12 protein-coding genes and 1 tRNA gene are annotated in these 14,842 nt (G+C 42.4%); 11 read left to right on the forward strand and 2 right to left on the reverse strand.

The window, feature by feature from the left end:
* Nucleotides 1-26: 26 nt before the first annotated feature.
* On the reverse strand, nt 27-1,577 hold the full coding sequence (locus CWC28_RS01465) for a cryptochrome/photolyase family protein (RefSeq protein WP_171038272.1): 1,551 nt from the start codon (nt 1,575-1,577) through the stop codon (nt 27-29).
* 131 nt (nt 1,578-1,708) lie between these two features.
* Between CWC28_RS01465 and CWC28_RS01470 the strand changes: the two genes are divergently transcribed.
* Nucleotides 1,709-2,491 (forward strand): hypothetical protein, encoded by a 783-nt coding sequence (locus tag CWC28_RS01470; RefSeq protein WP_105175217.1) that lies wholly within the window; start codon nt 1,709-1,711, stop codon nt 2,489-2,491.
* On the opposite strand, the gene CWC28_RS01475 is transcribed toward CWC28_RS01470, so the two are convergent.
* Nucleotides 2,486-2,947 (reverse strand): globin, encoded by a 462-nt coding sequence (locus tag CWC28_RS01475; RefSeq protein WP_138624620.1) that lies wholly within the window; start codon nt 2,945-2,947, stop codon nt 2,486-2,488. The two genes, CWC28_RS01470 and CWC28_RS01475, sit on opposite strands and share 6 nt — an antisense overlap.
* 242 nt (nt 2,948-3,189) lie before the next feature.
* Between CWC28_RS01475 and CWC28_RS01480 the strand changes: the two genes are divergently transcribed.
* The 10 genes from CWC28_RS01480 (at nt 3,190) to CWC28_RS01525 (ending at nt 14,644) form a co-directional block, all read left to right on the forward strand.
* Nucleotides 3,190-3,266, forward strand: a tRNA-Met gene (locus CWC28_RS01480).
* Nucleotides 3,267-3,557: 291 nt separating this feature from the next.
* On the forward strand, nt 3,558-4,013 hold the full coding sequence (gene rimP / locus CWC28_RS01485; protein ID WP_054553177.1) for a ribosome maturation factor RimP: 456 nt from the start codon (nt 3,558-3,560) through the stop codon (nt 4,011-4,013).
* Between the two features lie 38 nt (nt 4,014-4,051).
* Entirely contained in the window at nt 4,052-5,551 is a 1,500-nt protein-coding gene (nusA, locus tag CWC28_RS01490; protein WP_063706756.1) for a transcription termination factor NusA, read from the forward strand.
* Between the two features lie 25 nt (nt 5,552-5,576).
* Nucleotides 5,577-8,240 (forward strand): translation initiation factor IF-2, encoded by a 2,664-nt coding sequence (infB, locus tag CWC28_RS01495; RefSeq protein WP_063706758.1) that lies wholly within the window; start codon nt 5,577-5,579, stop codon nt 8,238-8,240.
* A 110-nt stretch (nt 8,241-8,350) separates the two neighbouring features.
* The gene (gene rbfA / locus CWC28_RS01500; protein WP_063706760.1) at nt 8,351-8,755 is read left to right on the forward strand and encodes a 30S ribosome-binding factor RbfA; all 405 of its coding nucleotides are present in this window, start codon (nt 8,351-8,353) and stop codon (nt 8,753-8,755) included.
* The gene (gene truB / locus CWC28_RS01505; protein ID WP_063706762.1) at nt 8,755-9,699 is read left to right on the forward strand and encodes a tRNA pseudouridine(55) synthase TruB; all 945 of its coding nucleotides are present in this window, start codon (nt 8,755-8,757) and stop codon (nt 9,697-9,699) included. Before rbfA ends, truB begins: the two co-directional genes overlap by 1 nt.
* Nucleotides 9,700-9,809: 110 nt before the next feature.
* A complete protein-coding gene (gene rpsO, locus CWC28_RS01510) occupies nt 9,810-10,079 on the forward strand; it encodes a 30S ribosomal protein S15 (RefSeq protein ID WP_054553172.1) in 270 nt (89 codons plus the stop codon).
* 242 nt (nt 10,080-10,321) lie between these two features.
* On the forward strand, nt 10,322-12,451 hold the full coding sequence (gene pnp / locus CWC28_RS01515; RefSeq protein ID WP_063706764.1) for a polyribonucleotide nucleotidyltransferase: 2,130 nt from the start codon (nt 10,322-10,324) through the stop codon (nt 12,449-12,451).
* Between the two features lie 128 nt (nt 12,452-12,579).
* Nucleotides 12,580-13,458, forward strand: a complete 879-nt coding sequence (gene nlpI, locus CWC28_RS01520; RefSeq protein ID WP_063706770.1) for a lipoprotein NlpI — start codon at nt 12,580-12,582, stop codon at nt 13,456-13,458.
* Nucleotides 13,442-14,644 (forward strand): tetratricopeptide repeat protein, encoded by a 1,203-nt coding sequence (locus CWC28_RS01525; RefSeq protein WP_138624621.1) that lies wholly within the window; start codon nt 13,442-13,444, stop codon nt 14,642-14,644. The genes nlpI and CWC28_RS01525 overlap by 17 nt, the downstream gene beginning before the upstream one ends.
* Nucleotides 14,645-14,842: the final 198 nt, after the last annotated feature.

The following is a 14,842-nucleotide window of genomic DNA, read 5'->3' on the forward strand; positions in this document are numbered from 1 at the left end:
ACTTTACCTATTTTGGTACTTTGTCATTACAGCTTTTCTAGATTATCTAAGCACCAGCTAGCGCGCTTGAGTGTTGCTTGCTGAACAGATTCATCTTGTTTATACCAATTGTTATAGATCATACCGATGCGTGGGTTTTGTGATAGTTGCTGTTCGTGCTCTAACATAAAATGCCAATATAAACTGTTGAATGGGCATGCATCATCAGTGGCTTTTTCTTTGATGTTGTAGCTACAGTGTTTGCAATAATCACTCATTTTGTTGATGTAATTACCACTGGCCGCATAGGGTTTAGTTGCAATTAATCCACCGTCAGCAAATTGACTCATTCCTCGTGTGTTGGGCATTTCTACCCATTCTATTGCATCGATATAAATACCCAGATACCAAGCATCCACTTCACTCGGTTCTATAGCGGTTAACAAGCAAAAGTTACCCGTGATCATCAAACGTTGAATGTGATGCGCATAAGCCGTTTGCAAGCTTTGTGTAATGGCATGGTGCATACAATTCATGTTTGTTTTGCCATGCCAAAAATAGTCAGGTAGGGCGCGCTTGGCATTTAAGGCATTTTTGCTGGCGTAATCAGGCATATTTTGCCAATAAATACCGCGTACATATTCACGCCAACCAAGGATCTGACGGATAAAGCCTTCTACTTGTGCAATATCAATCTGCTGTTTTTCAAAGCTGGTTAATACCCGCTTGATGACTTGCATCGGGTGCAGCATTTTGGTGTTTAAAGCAAACGATAATCGGCTGTGATACAAAGACCATTGATGCGCTGATTGGCACGTCATAGCATCCTGAAATTGACCAAAATGCACCAGTAAATGGTCGCAGAAGAAATCGAGCAATTGTTTTGCTTCAGCGCGGGTTGTTGGCCAGATAAGTGTTTCACTACACTCACCAAAGGTGTTTACTTGGTGCTTTTCAATCCGTTTTAGAATGTGGCTTACATTGTGGGCGAAGCATAAGGGGGCGGGAATTTCTTTAAGATCGCTTGGTTTTAACTTGTTTCTATTTTGCTGATCAAAATTCCACTTGCCACCACGAGGTTGGTTATCATCGTCCATTAAAATAGTAAAACGTTTGCGCATAGCACGATAAAAAAACTCCATTTTTACCGGCTTATTTGGCTTAAAGTGCTGGTCAATGTCATTAAAAGGTAGTAGAAAGTGTTCCGAATCAACCGCATTGACATTAAATTCGCTCTGCTTTGCAAAATCAGCGAGTTGTTGTTTCAGGCGGTATTCGTCAGGGTATTGGTACTCTATATTGTGGCACTGATAATGCTTAGCTAACCGGGTGAGTAGTTCAGGTAATGAAGCATCGTTTTGTGTGTCATCAAGTGTAAGGTGCAGACAGTTTAAGTTTGCTTTTGTAAGTGCTTTGGCAAAGTTTTCCATTGCTGCGAAGAAGGCGACCACTTTTTGCATATGATGCTTTACGTAGTCTGTTTCTTGTTTTAACTCAGCAATGACATACAGCGTATCTGGTTGTGATTTTTCTTTAAACCAGCTGTGGCTTGCATTAAGTTGATCGCCAAAAATAAATCGCAGGGTAGAGTATTGCACTTCTAATAACCTTTGCAGCAAGTAATCTAGGTAGTTACGAAATAAACACCAAGATAGATCGATAATTTTAGTCTATATATAAGGTACTATTATGAAGTTCATAATGAGTCATTTACTAGGGAAGGCATGACATGACACTTATTCCATTAAAGCTAAACTTATTATTTATAAGTCTCTTAGTTTGCCAAACAGCGCACAGCACTGTGTATCACTGTGAGAAAAATGGTATTGCTGAATTTAGTCAACAGCCATGCGGCAAAGATGCAAAGCTAATCACTATAAAAGAGCAAAACCCACACCTTTCGAGCGCGTCAGAAAATACTGCACAACCATCAGCAGATAAAGATACTGCAGAGGTTGATCGTTACATTCGGTCAAAGCAAATTGATGCACAAATAGCAGAACATAACAATAAAATTGACACATTCAAGCTCAAAATGGACAGGGAAATAGTGGCTTTATCTGAGCAATCAGATGCTCAGCTACGTAACTTGGTAGGGGCTAAAAAACAAGCGGCTATTGCCAAGCAAATGACCGCGGTATCTGAGCGTTACGGCGTGCTTATAGACAGTGAGCAGCGCAGTATAGATAGACTCACGGCTGAAAAATACACGTTAACTTCATCTGCAAATACGGTTGCTAATAATGAGGTTGCTAGTTTTATTCGCTCAAAACAAATTATGCGTAAAATTTCAGAGCATGAAAATAAAATAGATACTTATCAAAGTGAGTTAAACGTACAAATCTCAGAGCTTGAGCAACAATTAAATAGCCGCCCTCGAAATTTAGCTGATGCAAATAGCGATAGTGCCTTAGCAGACAAAATGACTGCGCTAACTAGCCGCTTTAATACGCTTATCGCCATTGAGCAAAAACAAATCGACAGACTCAACAGCGAATTAACTAGGTTATGAGCTTAAACGTGCCGGACAATACGCGCTAAACGACACCACATTTGAGTAAGCAAACAAGTAACTTTTGACAATATTGGCAAATATACGCATAGCTTGCAGCCAAGCTTGTTTTAATTGCGTGTTGATGTGATGCATATACGATTTGCGGGTTTCGATAAATGCGTCGCAAAGGATATCGATGTCCTCAAACGACACATTTAAAAAGCTGAGATTATTTGCTAGATAATGAATAAATGGCGTCACTTGCAATAGATCATCAAGGTGGCTCACTACTTTGTTAAGCGCGCAGTACAAGATATAACTGCGTTTAGTTATACTTTCGTGTTCAGGCACTGACATGGTTAATTTACGTGAACAAAGACTACGATGATATGCGCTTGTAAACTGATGAAAATCGGGTTTTAGCAATTCAATATCTTGTTGTAGCAGTCTTTTTTGAAACGAAGAGAGACTCATAGTAAATCGCTTAATAGCCAAGGCTATAGGTTGTTCTTATTATATGACTAAATATAGACGAGATTTTTCGGTAATGGGAAATTTTATGACAAGGTTGTCATAAATTTTTAGGTAAAAAATAGTCTAACTAATTCATGCCGGAAGGTTGCTAATTGAGCGTTACATGCTTATAATAGCCGCCATTGAATTGAGGTGTTTATCGCTCAATCAGACGATATTAAGATACTTTTAATATCAATTGGCGCGGGATGGAGCAGCCTGGTAGCTCGTCGGGCTCATAACCCGAAGGTCGTCGGTTCAAATCCGGCTCCCGCAACCAAATACATGCTAAGGCATTGTTGAGTGTACTTAGTATACACAGTAAGTTTTTACTGTATGAAGTCGCGCATTCTGGTAATGCGCGTTTTGCGTTTAGGCTATCTAGTTTAATTTAGTCAGGTGACTGACTCGCAACCAAGCTTGGCCCTAGGCCACACAGTTTTATGCTTTAGGTGTGACGCCCCGCTTGGTTCGGGGCGTTGTTGTATCTGCTTGGCGGTGATTTTAAATCATTATTAAACTCAGTATTTCAGGGCTATATGCCCTTTTTTTGTTTGTATGGAGGATTTTCGTGACAAAACTTGAGCAAGATTTAGTAGCCATGCTCTCACCGGCCGTTGAAATGTTAGGCTTTGAGTTACATGGTCTTGAGTTTGTGCAAGCTGGTCGCCACTCTACATTACGTGTTTATATCGATCACGATGCAGGGATTACGGTGGACAATTGTGCCGACGTTAGTCGTCAAGTTAGCGCAATTTTAGACGTCGAAGACCCAATTACAAATGAATATGATTTGGAAGTTTCGTCTCCTGGTGTTGATCGTCCATTATTCAAACAAGATCACTACGAGAAGGCGCAAGGAGAAGAAGTACGCGTGCGTACAAAGCTTCCACAAGATGGTCGTCGTAATTTTAAAGGCGATTTAGTATCAGTTAGCAGTGATATGATCACACTTTCAGCAGATGGCACTGAGCATATGATTATGATCAGTAACATTGAACGTGCGAACATCATCGCAAAATTTTAATTCGAGTGCGAAGGAATAGGGCAAGCGAGGCATAACCCATGGCAAAAGAAATATTATTGGTTGCTGAAGCCGTCTCCAATGAGAAAGCGGTTCCAAAAGAAAAGATTTTTGAAGCGTTAGAGTTCGCATTAGCGACTGCTACAAAGAAAAAACACGATGGCGAAATTGATGTTCGCGTATCAATCGATCGTAAAACAGGTAATTACGACACGTTCCGTCGTTGGAAAATTGCTAACGTTCTTGAAGATGGTTCACTAGAACATCCTTACAGCGAAATCACGCTAGAAGCAGCACAAGTTGAAGACCCGTCTTTACAACTTGGTGATTACGTTGAAGAGCAAATCGAATCAATTAAATTTGACCGTATTACAACACAAATGGCTAAGCAAGTTATCGTACAAAAAGTACGTGAAGCTGAGCGTGCATTAGTTGTTGAAGAATACAAAGACCAACAAGGCGAATTAGTAACAGGTGTTGTTAAAAAAGCAACCCGTGACGCTATCGTACTTGACCTTGGTAACAATGCTGAAGCGGTTATCTACCGTGACGATATGTTACCGCGTGAAAACTTCCGTCCAGGCGACCGTATCCGTGGTCTTCTATACGAAGTTAAGCCAGAAGCACGTGGCGCGCAGTTATTTGTAACGCGTTCTAAGCCAGAAATGCTAATGGAATTATTCCGCATTGAGGTGCCAGAGATTGGCGAAGAGATGATTGAATTACGTGCCGCAGCACGTGATCCGGGTTCTCGTGCAAAAATCGCTGTTAAATCTAACGACAAACGTATTGACCCAGTTGGTGCGTGTGTTGGTATGCGTGGTGCACGTGTACAAGCTGTATCAAGTGAGCTTGGTGGTGAGCGTGTTGATATCGTTCTTTACGATGACAACCCAGCGCAATTCGTTATCAACGCAATGGCGCCAGCTGAAGTTGCGTCAATCGTAATGGACGAAGATACGCATTCAATGGATATCGCTGTTGAAGCAGACAACCTTGCACAAGCAATCGGTCGTAACGGTCAAAACGTTCGTCTTGCTAGTCAGTTAACTGGCTGGGAATTAAACGTAATGACAGTAGATGACATGCGTGCGAAGAACGAAGCTGAATCAGACAAGCTAATCAACTTATTCACTGAATACCTAGACATCGATGATGAGTTTGCAACATTACTTATCAACGAAGGTTTCTCAACGCTTGAAGAAGTAGCTTACGTACCAGCTTCTGAGTTCTTAGAAATCGACGGTTTAGACGAAGAAACAGTTGATATCTTACGTTCACGTGCAAAAGACGCGTTAACAACGAAAGCACTTAAAACAGAAGAAAGCCTAGAAGGTGCAGAGCCTGCAGAAGACCTACTAGCACTTGAAGGTTTAGAGCGTCACCTTGCTTTCGTAATGGCAAGCAAAGGTGTTGTTACACTTGAAGACTTAGCTGAGCAAGGCATTGATGAGTTAGTGGATATCACTGACCTTTCAGAAGAAGAAGCTGGCAAGCTAATTATGGCTGCGCGTAACATTTGTTGGTTCGCAGACGAGTAATTTATTAACGGAGGTATTACACACTATGGCAGAAGTAAATGTTGAAAAACTAGCCGGAGATATTGGTACAACTGTTGATAAGCTACTACAGCAGCTTGAGCAAGCCGGTATTCCTAAAAAAGCAGGTGATATGGTAACTGAGTCTGAAAAGTCGACGTTATTAGATCATTTGAGCAAGCAGCATGGCGGCACGGGCTCTGAAGGTCCAGCTCGCATGACTTTGCAACGTAAGAGCAAAAGCACGCTGAGCGTGACTGGTTCAACAGGTAAAGCAAAGTCTGTACAAGTTGAAGTACGTAAAACACGTACTTACGTTAAGAAAAGCGCCATTGAGCAACAGCAAGAAGAAGAGCGTTTAGCTGCAGAGGAAGCTGCACGTAAAGCAGCAGAGCTTAAAGCCCAGCAAGAAGCTGAAGAGCTTAAAGCGAAACAAGAGGCAGAGCGCAAAGCGAAAGAAGAAGCTGAGCGTCAAGCCAAAGAAGAGGCTAAACGCAAAGCTGAGGCTGAGCGTAAAGCGAAACAGAAGCAGATGACCCCAGAGCAAAGTGCTAAGTCTGAAAAAGATCGCGCCGAAGCTGAGCGTCTGCAAAAAGAAGCAGAAGAGGCCGCATTGAGAAAAGCTGAAGAAGAAGCGAAACGTCAAGCAGAAGAGGCAAGAAAGCTAGCTGAAGAAAATGAAGCTCGCTGGAAGAAGGAAGAAGAAGAGCGTATAGAGCGTGAAAAGAACGCTGATCACCACCTTACGACTTCTTCATACGCACGTGCAGCAGAAGATGAGTCTGATGCTCGCGAAGAGCAAAGTGCTCGTCGTGCGAAGAAAAAGAAAAAAGGACCTCAAAAAGAGAAGCCATTAACTTCTGGTCCTAAAGGTAAAAAAGGTAAGTTAAAAGCACCTACCTCATTACAACACGGTTTCCAAAAACCAACAGCAGACGTGAAAAACGAAGTACGTATCAGTGAAACAATCACTGTTGCAGAGCTTGCATCACGTATGGCGGTTAAAGGTGCTGAAGTTGTTAAAACAATGATGAAGATGGGTGACATGGTTACCATCAACCAAGTGATCGACCAAGAAACAGCACAACTTGTTGCTGAAGAAATGGGCCACAAGGTTATCATCGTTAAAGAAAACGAATTAGAAGAGAAAGTACTAAACGACCGTAGCGAAGAAGGTAAAGCGCTTCCTCGTGCACCGGTTGTAACAGTAATGGGTCACGTTGACCACGGTAAAACGTCAACACTTGATTACATTCGTTCAGCAAAAGTTGCCTCTGGTGAGGCTGGTGGTATTACACAGCACATCGGTGCATACCACGTTGAAACAAATGGTCACATGATCACGTTCTTAGATACTCCGGGTCACGCCGCGTTTACATCAATGCGTGCTCGTGGTGCGAAAGCAACGGATATCGTAATCCTAGTTGTTGCTGCGGATGATGGTGTAATGCCACAAACTAAAGAAGCGGTTCAGCACGCCCGTGCTGCTGGCGTTCCTTTAATCATCGCAGTTAACAAGATGGATAAAGAAGGCATCGACCCAGATCGCGTTAAGAACGAATTAGCACAGCTAGACGTTATCCCAGAAGAGTGGGGTGGTGACACGCAATTCGTACATATCTCTGCAAAAACAGGTTTAGGTATTGATGACCTACTTGAAGCAGTATTAATGCAAGCTGAGATCCTAGAATTAACTGCACCAACTGAAGGTATGGCGGCAGGTGTTGTCATTGAATCGCGTCTTGATAAAGGCCGTGGTCCAGTTGCGTCAATTCTTGTTCAGTCTGGTACGCTTAACCAAGGTGATATCGTACTGTGTGGTCTTGAATATGGCCGTGTTCGTGCGATGAAAGATGAAAACGGTAAAGACATCAAGTCTGCGGGTCCATCTATCCCAGTTGAGATTTTAGGTCTATCTGGTATCCCTGCGGCTGGTGACGAAGCAACGGTAGTTAAAGATGAGCGTAAAGCTCGTGAAGTAGCGCTTTACCGTCAAGGTAAATTCCGTGAAGTTAAACTTGCTCGTCAGCAAAAAGCGAAGCTTGAAAACATGTTCTCTAACATGACTGAAGGCGATGTATCTGAAGTTAACGTAGTACTTAAAGCAGACGTTCAAGGTTCAATTGAAGCAATTGCTGATTCATTAACTAAACTATCTACTGATGAAGTTAAAGTGAAGATTGTTGGTTCAGGTGTAGGTGGTATCACTGAAACTGATGCAACACTTGCAGCGGCGTCAAACGCAATCGTTGTTGGCTTTAACGTTCGTGCTGATGCATCAGCTCGTAAAGTTATTGAGTCAGAAAACCTAGACTTACGTTACTACAGCGTTATCTACAGCCTGATTGAAGAAGTTAAACAAGCGATGTCAGGTATGCTTGCACCAGAATTTAAGCAAGAGATCATTGGTCTTGCTGAAGTTCGTGACGTGTTCAAGTCACCTAAGATTGGTGCAATCGCAGGTTGTATGGTTACTGAAGGTATCGTTAAGCGTAGCGCGCCTATCCGTGTACTTCGTGATAACGTGGTTATCTATGAAGGTGAACTTGAGTCACTACGTCGCTTTAAAGATGACGTACAAGAAGTTCGTAACGGTATGGAATGTGGTATCGGCGTTAAGAACTACAACGATGTTAAAGTTGGCGACCAAATCGAGGTATTCGAGACGGTTGAAGTACAACGTTCACTTTAATTTCGTTTAAGTCACTATTTTAAATGGGGGCCTAGCCCCCATTTGTGTATTCGTAATTAAATTAACTTATTCTTTAACATCAATAAGTTATTATTTTAGAGTGAAATGAAATGAGAGAATTTTCTCGCACTGATCGTGTTGCACAGCAAATTCAAAAAGAGATTGCTGTTATTCTTCAACGCGAAATCAAAGATCCACGCTTAGGCATGGTGACAGTGTCTGCGGTTGAGGTATCTCGCGACTTATCTTACGCAAAAGTATTTATCACAGTGTTTAACACTGACGATGAAGATAAAGCCAAGCAAAGCGCTAAAATCTTAAATGAAGCAACGGGTTATATTCGTTCTTTATTAGGTAAACGCATTCGTGCGCGCATCATGCCTGAGCTACGTTTTGTTATTGATAACTCGCTTATGGAAGGTATGCGTATTTCAAACTTGGTTGACTCAGTTATCCGTGAAGACAATGCTAAGCATGTAGACGAAGACGGCAGCGAAGAAGGCACTAAAGACTAATGGCTAGACGCAGTAAAGGTCGTGCTATTGACGGCATCTTATTACTTAATAAGCCGCAAGGTATTTCATCGAACAAAGCATTGCAGCAAGCAAAGGGAATTTACTTTGCTCAAAAAGCAGGCCACACCGGTGCGCTTGATCCGCTCGCGACGGGTATGCTGCCTATTTGTTTTGGTGAAGCGACTAAGTTTACCCAGTTCTTGCTTGATACTGATAAAACCTATGTTGTGCGCGCCAAACTTGGTGAGCGAACCACTACCTCTGATTCAGATGGTGAAGTGGTTGAAACGCGCGAAGTATCGGTCACGCGTGAACAATTAGCTGAGCAAATTGCCAGCTTCTTAGGTGAGTCGGATCAATATCCTTCGATGTACTCAGCGCTTAAATACCAAGGTCAGCCTTTGTATAAATATGCCCGTGAAGGCATTGAAGTACCCCGTAAGTGTCGAAAAATTAATGTATTTAGTTTAACGCTTGATGAGTTTGATGAAGCGAACAACGAAGTACAAATGACGGCACATGTGTCGAAAGGTACTTATATTCGTACTATTGTTGATGATTTAGGTGAAAAGCTCGGCTGTGGTGCGCATGTTATTATGCTGCATCGTAGTGCGGTAGGGCATTATCCAAGTGAGAAAATGGTTACCCTTGAGCAACTTGAAGAAAAGCTACAACAAGCGAAAGCTGATGATGTTGCGCCTTCAAGCTACCTCGATGAGTTATTACTGCCAATGGATACTGCTTTGGTTGATTTACCTGTGATTGAAATTACCCAAGAGCAGGGCGTGGCATTTAGCCATGGTCAAACCGTGGTTATTGGTAAGCCTGTCCCCGATGGTGTGGTTAAAGTCATGGCTGATGGCGTGTTCATTGGCACTGGTGAGCGTCATAAAGACGGCCACTTAAAATCAAAACGCGGTTTATCAAATCAACTACCTGAGTAAAGATTACCTTGTAGTTATGAGCAAAGCTGGGTAGAATACGCCCCGCTCAATCGTTTTGGCTGAATTAGTGATCGGCTAAAACACAATTTAAATTAATTTTTGGAGTTACTATGTCACTAAGCAATCAAGAAAAAGTTGAAATCATCGCTAAATTTGCACGCGCTGAAGGCGACACTGGTTCACCTGAAGTACAAGTTGCACTTCTAACTTTCGATATCAACAAGCTTCAAGGTCACTTTGCTAGCCACAAGCACGACTTCCACTCACGTCGTGGTCTTCTTCGCAAAGTAAGCCAACGCCGTAAACTGCTTGACTACCTTAAAGGTAAAGACATTGCACGTTACACTGCGTTAATCCAAGAGCTTGGCCTACGTCGCTAAGAACTAGATTACGAGAAAAGGGGCTATTTAGCCCCTTTTTTTGTGCGCGTATGAAAGGTATACTAGCGCACACCTAGGGAGTGGATGCTTCCTAGATATCAAAAAACATCATTGCCAATTGTAGTACTTAATTGATTTTTCTTAAGTTTAATTAAGTACTGTAATTGGTACTTTGATGGACTATTTTTTACCAATTCGGAGCACTGCTCTGAGTTGCTTTTACATTTAAAGGACATTTTTAAGTGCAAGCAATTATTAAAGAATTTCAACTAGGTCAACACACTGTGACCCTAGAAACGGGTGCTATCGCTCGTCAAGCTGACGGCGCAGTACTAGCAAGCATTGGCGACACTTCAGTATTAGTTACTGTTGTTGGTAAGCGTGATGCACAACCAGGTCAAGACTTCTTCCCACTAACAGTTAACTACCAAGAGCGTATGTACGCTGCGGGTCGTATCCCTGGTGGTTTCCTTAAGCGTGAAGGTCGTCCAAACGATGGCGAAACGCTAATCGCTCGTCTAATCGACCGTCCAATCCGTCCACTTTTCCCAGACGGTTTCGTAAACGAAGTACAAGTAATCGCGACAGTTGTTTCTGTTAACCCAGAAATCCAACCTGACATGGTTGCTATGATTGGTACTTCAGCAGCACTTGCTATCTCTGGTATTCCATTCAATGGTCCTATCGGTGCATCACGTGTTGGTTTCATCAACGGTGAATACGTACTTAACCCAACACTCGCTGAGCTTGAAGAAAGCCAATTAGACCTAGTTGTTGCTGGTACTGATAACGCAGTACTTATGGTTGAATCAGAAGCTGAAACGCTTTCTGAAGACGTAATGTTAGGTGCGGTTGTTTATGGTCATGAGCAATCTCAAGCTATCATCAACGCAATCAACGAGTTTAAAGCTGAGGCAGGTAAACCAGCTTGGGATTGGACTGCTCCAGAGAAAAACGTAACACTTGCTGAGAAAATCTCTGCAATCGCTGCTGAAAAAGTAGGTGAAGCATACCGCATCACTGACAAAGTAGCGCGTAAAGAAGCGCTAGGTGTAGCGAAAGAAGAAGTCGTTGCTACATTAACAGCTGAACTTGCTGAAGGCGAAGAGCTAGATACGCAAGAAGTTGGCAAACTATTCGGTTCTTTAGAAAAAGAAATCGTTCGTGGCCGTATCATCGCTGGTGAAAAACGTATCGATGGTCGTGAACCAGACATGGTTCGTGCACTAGACGTAATGACGGGTGTATTACCACGTACTCACGGTTCTGCAATCTTCACGCGTGGTGAGACGCAAGCACTTGTGACTGCAACACTTGGTACTGAGCGTGATTCACAGTTAATCGACGACTTAACAGGTACTAACAAGCATCACTTCATGCTTCACTACAACTTCCCTCCGTTCTGCGTAGGTGAAACAGGTTTCGTAGGTTCTCCTAAGCGTCGTGAAATCGGTCACGGTAACTTAGCTAAGCGTGGTATTGCTGCAGTATTACCAACATTAGCTGACTTCCCATATTCAATCCGTGTTGTTTCAGAAATCACTGAATCAAACGGTTCATCGTCTATGGCATCAGTATGTGGTACGTCACTAGCACTTATGAACGCGGGTGTACCAATCAAAGCATCTGTTGCTGGTATCGCGATGGGTCTAGTAAAAGAAGGCGAAGATTTCGTTGTTCTTTCAGACATCTTAGGTGATGAAGATCACTTAGGTGACATGGACTTTAAAGTAGCAGGTACTTCAAACGGTATCACTGCACTACAAATGGATATCAAGATCGAAGGTATCACTAAAGAAATCATGCAAATCGCGCTTAAACAAGCGAAAGCTGCACGTCTACACATCTTAGGTGTAATGGATGAAGCGATTTCTGCTCCTTCTGAAGAGTTATCTCAATTCGCACCACGCATCTACACAATGCAAATCCCTGCGAAGAAAATTGCTGAAGTTATCGGTAAAGGTGGCGCAACTATCCGTCAACTTACTGAAGAAACGGGCACAACGATTGAAATCGAAGATGACGGTACAATCAAGATCGCTGCAACTGACGGCATGAGTGCAAACGAAGCTATCAAGCGTATCGAGCAATTAACTGCTGAACTAGAAGTAGGTGCTATCTACACTGGTAAAGTTGTACGTATCGTTGATTTCGGTGCGTTCGTTAACATCCTTCCGGGTAAAGACGGTCTAGTGCACATTTCACAAATCAGCACAGAGCGTGTTAACAACGTTACTGACCACCTAAGCGAAGGCCAAGAAGTTAAAGTTAAAGTTCTTGAAGTAGATCGCCAAGGTCGTGTACGTCTAAGCATTAAAGAAGCAATGGAACCAGCTGCTGAAGAAAAAGCAGAAGAGCCAAAAGACGCTTAATGATGATTGTATAACCAGTTATTTACTGGATATAAGAAAAAGGGGCTGTTTAGCCCCTTTTTTTATGCTTTAATGAAACCTATCCGCTTCGCCTTTGTCTACAGAGAATTCAGGTATTAAGGAATTTAATGATTTTTAAACACTTAGCATTGACCGCTGTGGCTATTTTTTCTTTAAGTGCATGTCAAACAACCTCACAACCTGAGTCAGTCCCTATTGTTAATGTGCCTTTCACTGCACCTTTAGCGCCTGATTTTCGTAATGAAATTACAATTGCTCGTTATTCTGAATTATTAAATCGTGCTGATTTAAGTAGCGAACAACAAGCAAAACTTTATTATGACCGTGGCGTATTATTTGACAGCTTAGGCATGTCGACATTGGCACGTATTGATTTTAATCGTGCAATTAAGCTCAAACCTGATTTAGCAGAGGTGTATAACTTTTTAGGGATCCACCACACATTAATGCAGCAGTATGAGCAAGCGTATGAGTTTTTTGATTCAGCACTTGAATTAAATGAGCAGCATGAATATGCCTACCTAAATCGTGGTATTGCGCTTTACTACGGTGAGCGTCCATTACTTGCACAAGATGATCTTCAGCAGTTCCTTAACCGTTCACCGAGTGATCCGTATCGTGTTTTATGGCTTTATTTAGCTCAATCAGAGGCCGATAAAGCACAAGCCTTGATTGATTTGAAAGCGAATGCACAAGGTGTTGATGAGTCGCAATGGGGCTATCAATTGCTGGCACTTTATTTAGGTGATATCAGTGAATTTGAATTCTTATCTGGCATCATCGAAGGCGTTACTTCCGAGCAAGAGTATGCGCATCGCCTGTGTGAAGCTTATTTCTACCTAGCTAAGTTACATCAAGCGGCGGGTAACGACTACCTCGCAGCTGATTACTTCAGACTTGCCCTTGCCACCAATGTGCATGAATTTGTTGAATACAAATATGCCCGTTTAGAGCTTGAGTTAATGGCTGGTGAAAACGCAAGCTAAGTTTTTTTTTAGTGTTATTCTGATACTGAGCTTGGGGTGTATTTCAAGCTCAGTGCCTCGTTTTATTCCTGCCTATCTATACTACGCGAACGTTAATCCTTCACAAGCAACGGCTATTTATTATCTTGCACCAAGTGCGATAAATGCCCAGCAATTAGCATTAAGTAACGCACAACTTCGACAGCTTGCACAGCTTAATGACAGTAACGCAGCGTATCAACTTGCACTCAGGTTTTTACAGCAGGGGGATTACAAGGGGGCAAAACTATGGTGGCAGCCTTACTTTTCTGACTTCACAACCACACAGCAACTCACGTTATCAGATAAGCTTGTTGCAACAATGCAATGGCATGAGCTCGCTCGCCTTTTTCAGGCCGGTCAATTACCACAGGGCAGTGCAAAACAGGCTTTTCTACTGCATCAAAAAATGCCGGTTGAGCAAATAACTTCTGCGTATGCGCAGCAGCAACAATTTGTGTTATCGGCTGTGCATCTACAGCCAAGTGATCAATGTCGCTTTAATGTTCTAATGATGACAGATCACTACAAAGGCATAGCGACCTTAAAGCACTTTAAACAGCAATACACTAATAAACCTGAGCCAGCAAAGGGGAGTTTTTGTTTCACCGACATTGTCTATGTGGCAGATACGTTTAACTGTGATGGCAGCAGTGGGGCACTGAGCTGTAACTGGCAAAATGCGGCCGCGCGTTCATGGCCTGCGGGTTTTGATTTTATTGTCATGATGTCGCAGCAAGGGGCTGCAAATGTGCTTGGCGGGATCATGCATATCAACTCATCGCAATCTTATGCGGTGTTTTTACATGAGTTGATGCACTTTAATGGTTTTGAAGATGAGTATGCGTTACCAGAGCAAAAGCAGCAGTGGCTTTGTAAGCAGCAAGGGCAGGTTGCGCCCAATTTGTTTATTGCTAACCAATCTTCTCCTCCTAAAGGGTGGCAAAAGAGTCTCGCCTGTGGCAATAAAAAAGCGTATAAGCCCAGCCCTAACTGGTCAATTATGCAATACCAAACGATGGGGTTGTCAGCGCAATATCGGCAACTTTGGCAAAAACAAATTAACCAGCCCTTAACACAGCCTGTTCGGTTTTCTGAATATTTTGCATTTTTAGGAGTAAAGCCTGTATTTACAACGGCTTCAAGAGAACAGAAATTTTCTGACTAATCGTCTATTTATTGCTATTTTAGTATGCGAGTCGGTTAAAGTTTGAGCAAATAGGTCTGTCTCCTATAGACAAAATAGCCCCTGATCAGTATAACTGTACGCACTATAAGCTTTTTTTGAAGCCAACTTTAAACCATCCAAATGAACAGTACGCAACTAATTAAAACTAGCAGCAGTATTGATATTCTTATGACACTA

This window comes from Pseudoalteromonas sp. S4492 (assembly GCF_005886115.1).
GTDB lineage: Bacteria > Pseudomonadota > Gammaproteobacteria > Enterobacterales > Alteromonadaceae > Pseudoalteromonas > Pseudoalteromonas gelatinilytica.

Excerpts from the sequence above, each read along its gene's own strand:
- CWC28_RS01470 (WP_105175217.1), top strand. The coding sequence starts at position 1,709 with ATGACACTTATTCCATTAAAGCTAAACTTATTATTTATAAGTCTCTTA.
- CWC28_RS01475 (WP_138624620.1), bottom strand. The coding sequence starts at position 2,947 with ATGAGTCTCTCTTCGTTTCAAAAAAGACTGCTACAACAAGATATTGAA.
- nusA (WP_063706756.1), top strand. The coding sequence starts at position 4,052 with ATGGCAAAAGAAATATTATTGGTTGCTGAAGCCGTCTCCAATGAGAAA.
- infB (WP_063706758.1), top strand. The coding sequence starts at position 5,577 with ATGGCAGAAGTAAATGTTGAAAAACTAGCCGGAGATATTGGTACAACT.
- rbfA (WP_063706760.1), top strand. The coding sequence starts at position 8,351 with ATGAGAGAATTTTCTCGCACTGATCGTGTTGCACAGCAAATTCAAAAA.
- truB (WP_063706762.1), top strand. The coding sequence starts at position 8,755 with ATGGCTAGACGCAGTAAAGGTCGTGCTATTGACGGCATCTTATTACTT.
- rpsO (WP_054553172.1), top strand. The coding sequence starts at position 9,810 with ATGTCACTAAGCAATCAAGAAAAAGTTGAAATCATCGCTAAATTTGCA.
- nlpI (WP_063706770.1), top strand. The coding sequence starts at position 12,580 with ATGATTTTTAAACACTTAGCATTGACCGCTGTGGCTATTTTTTCTTTA.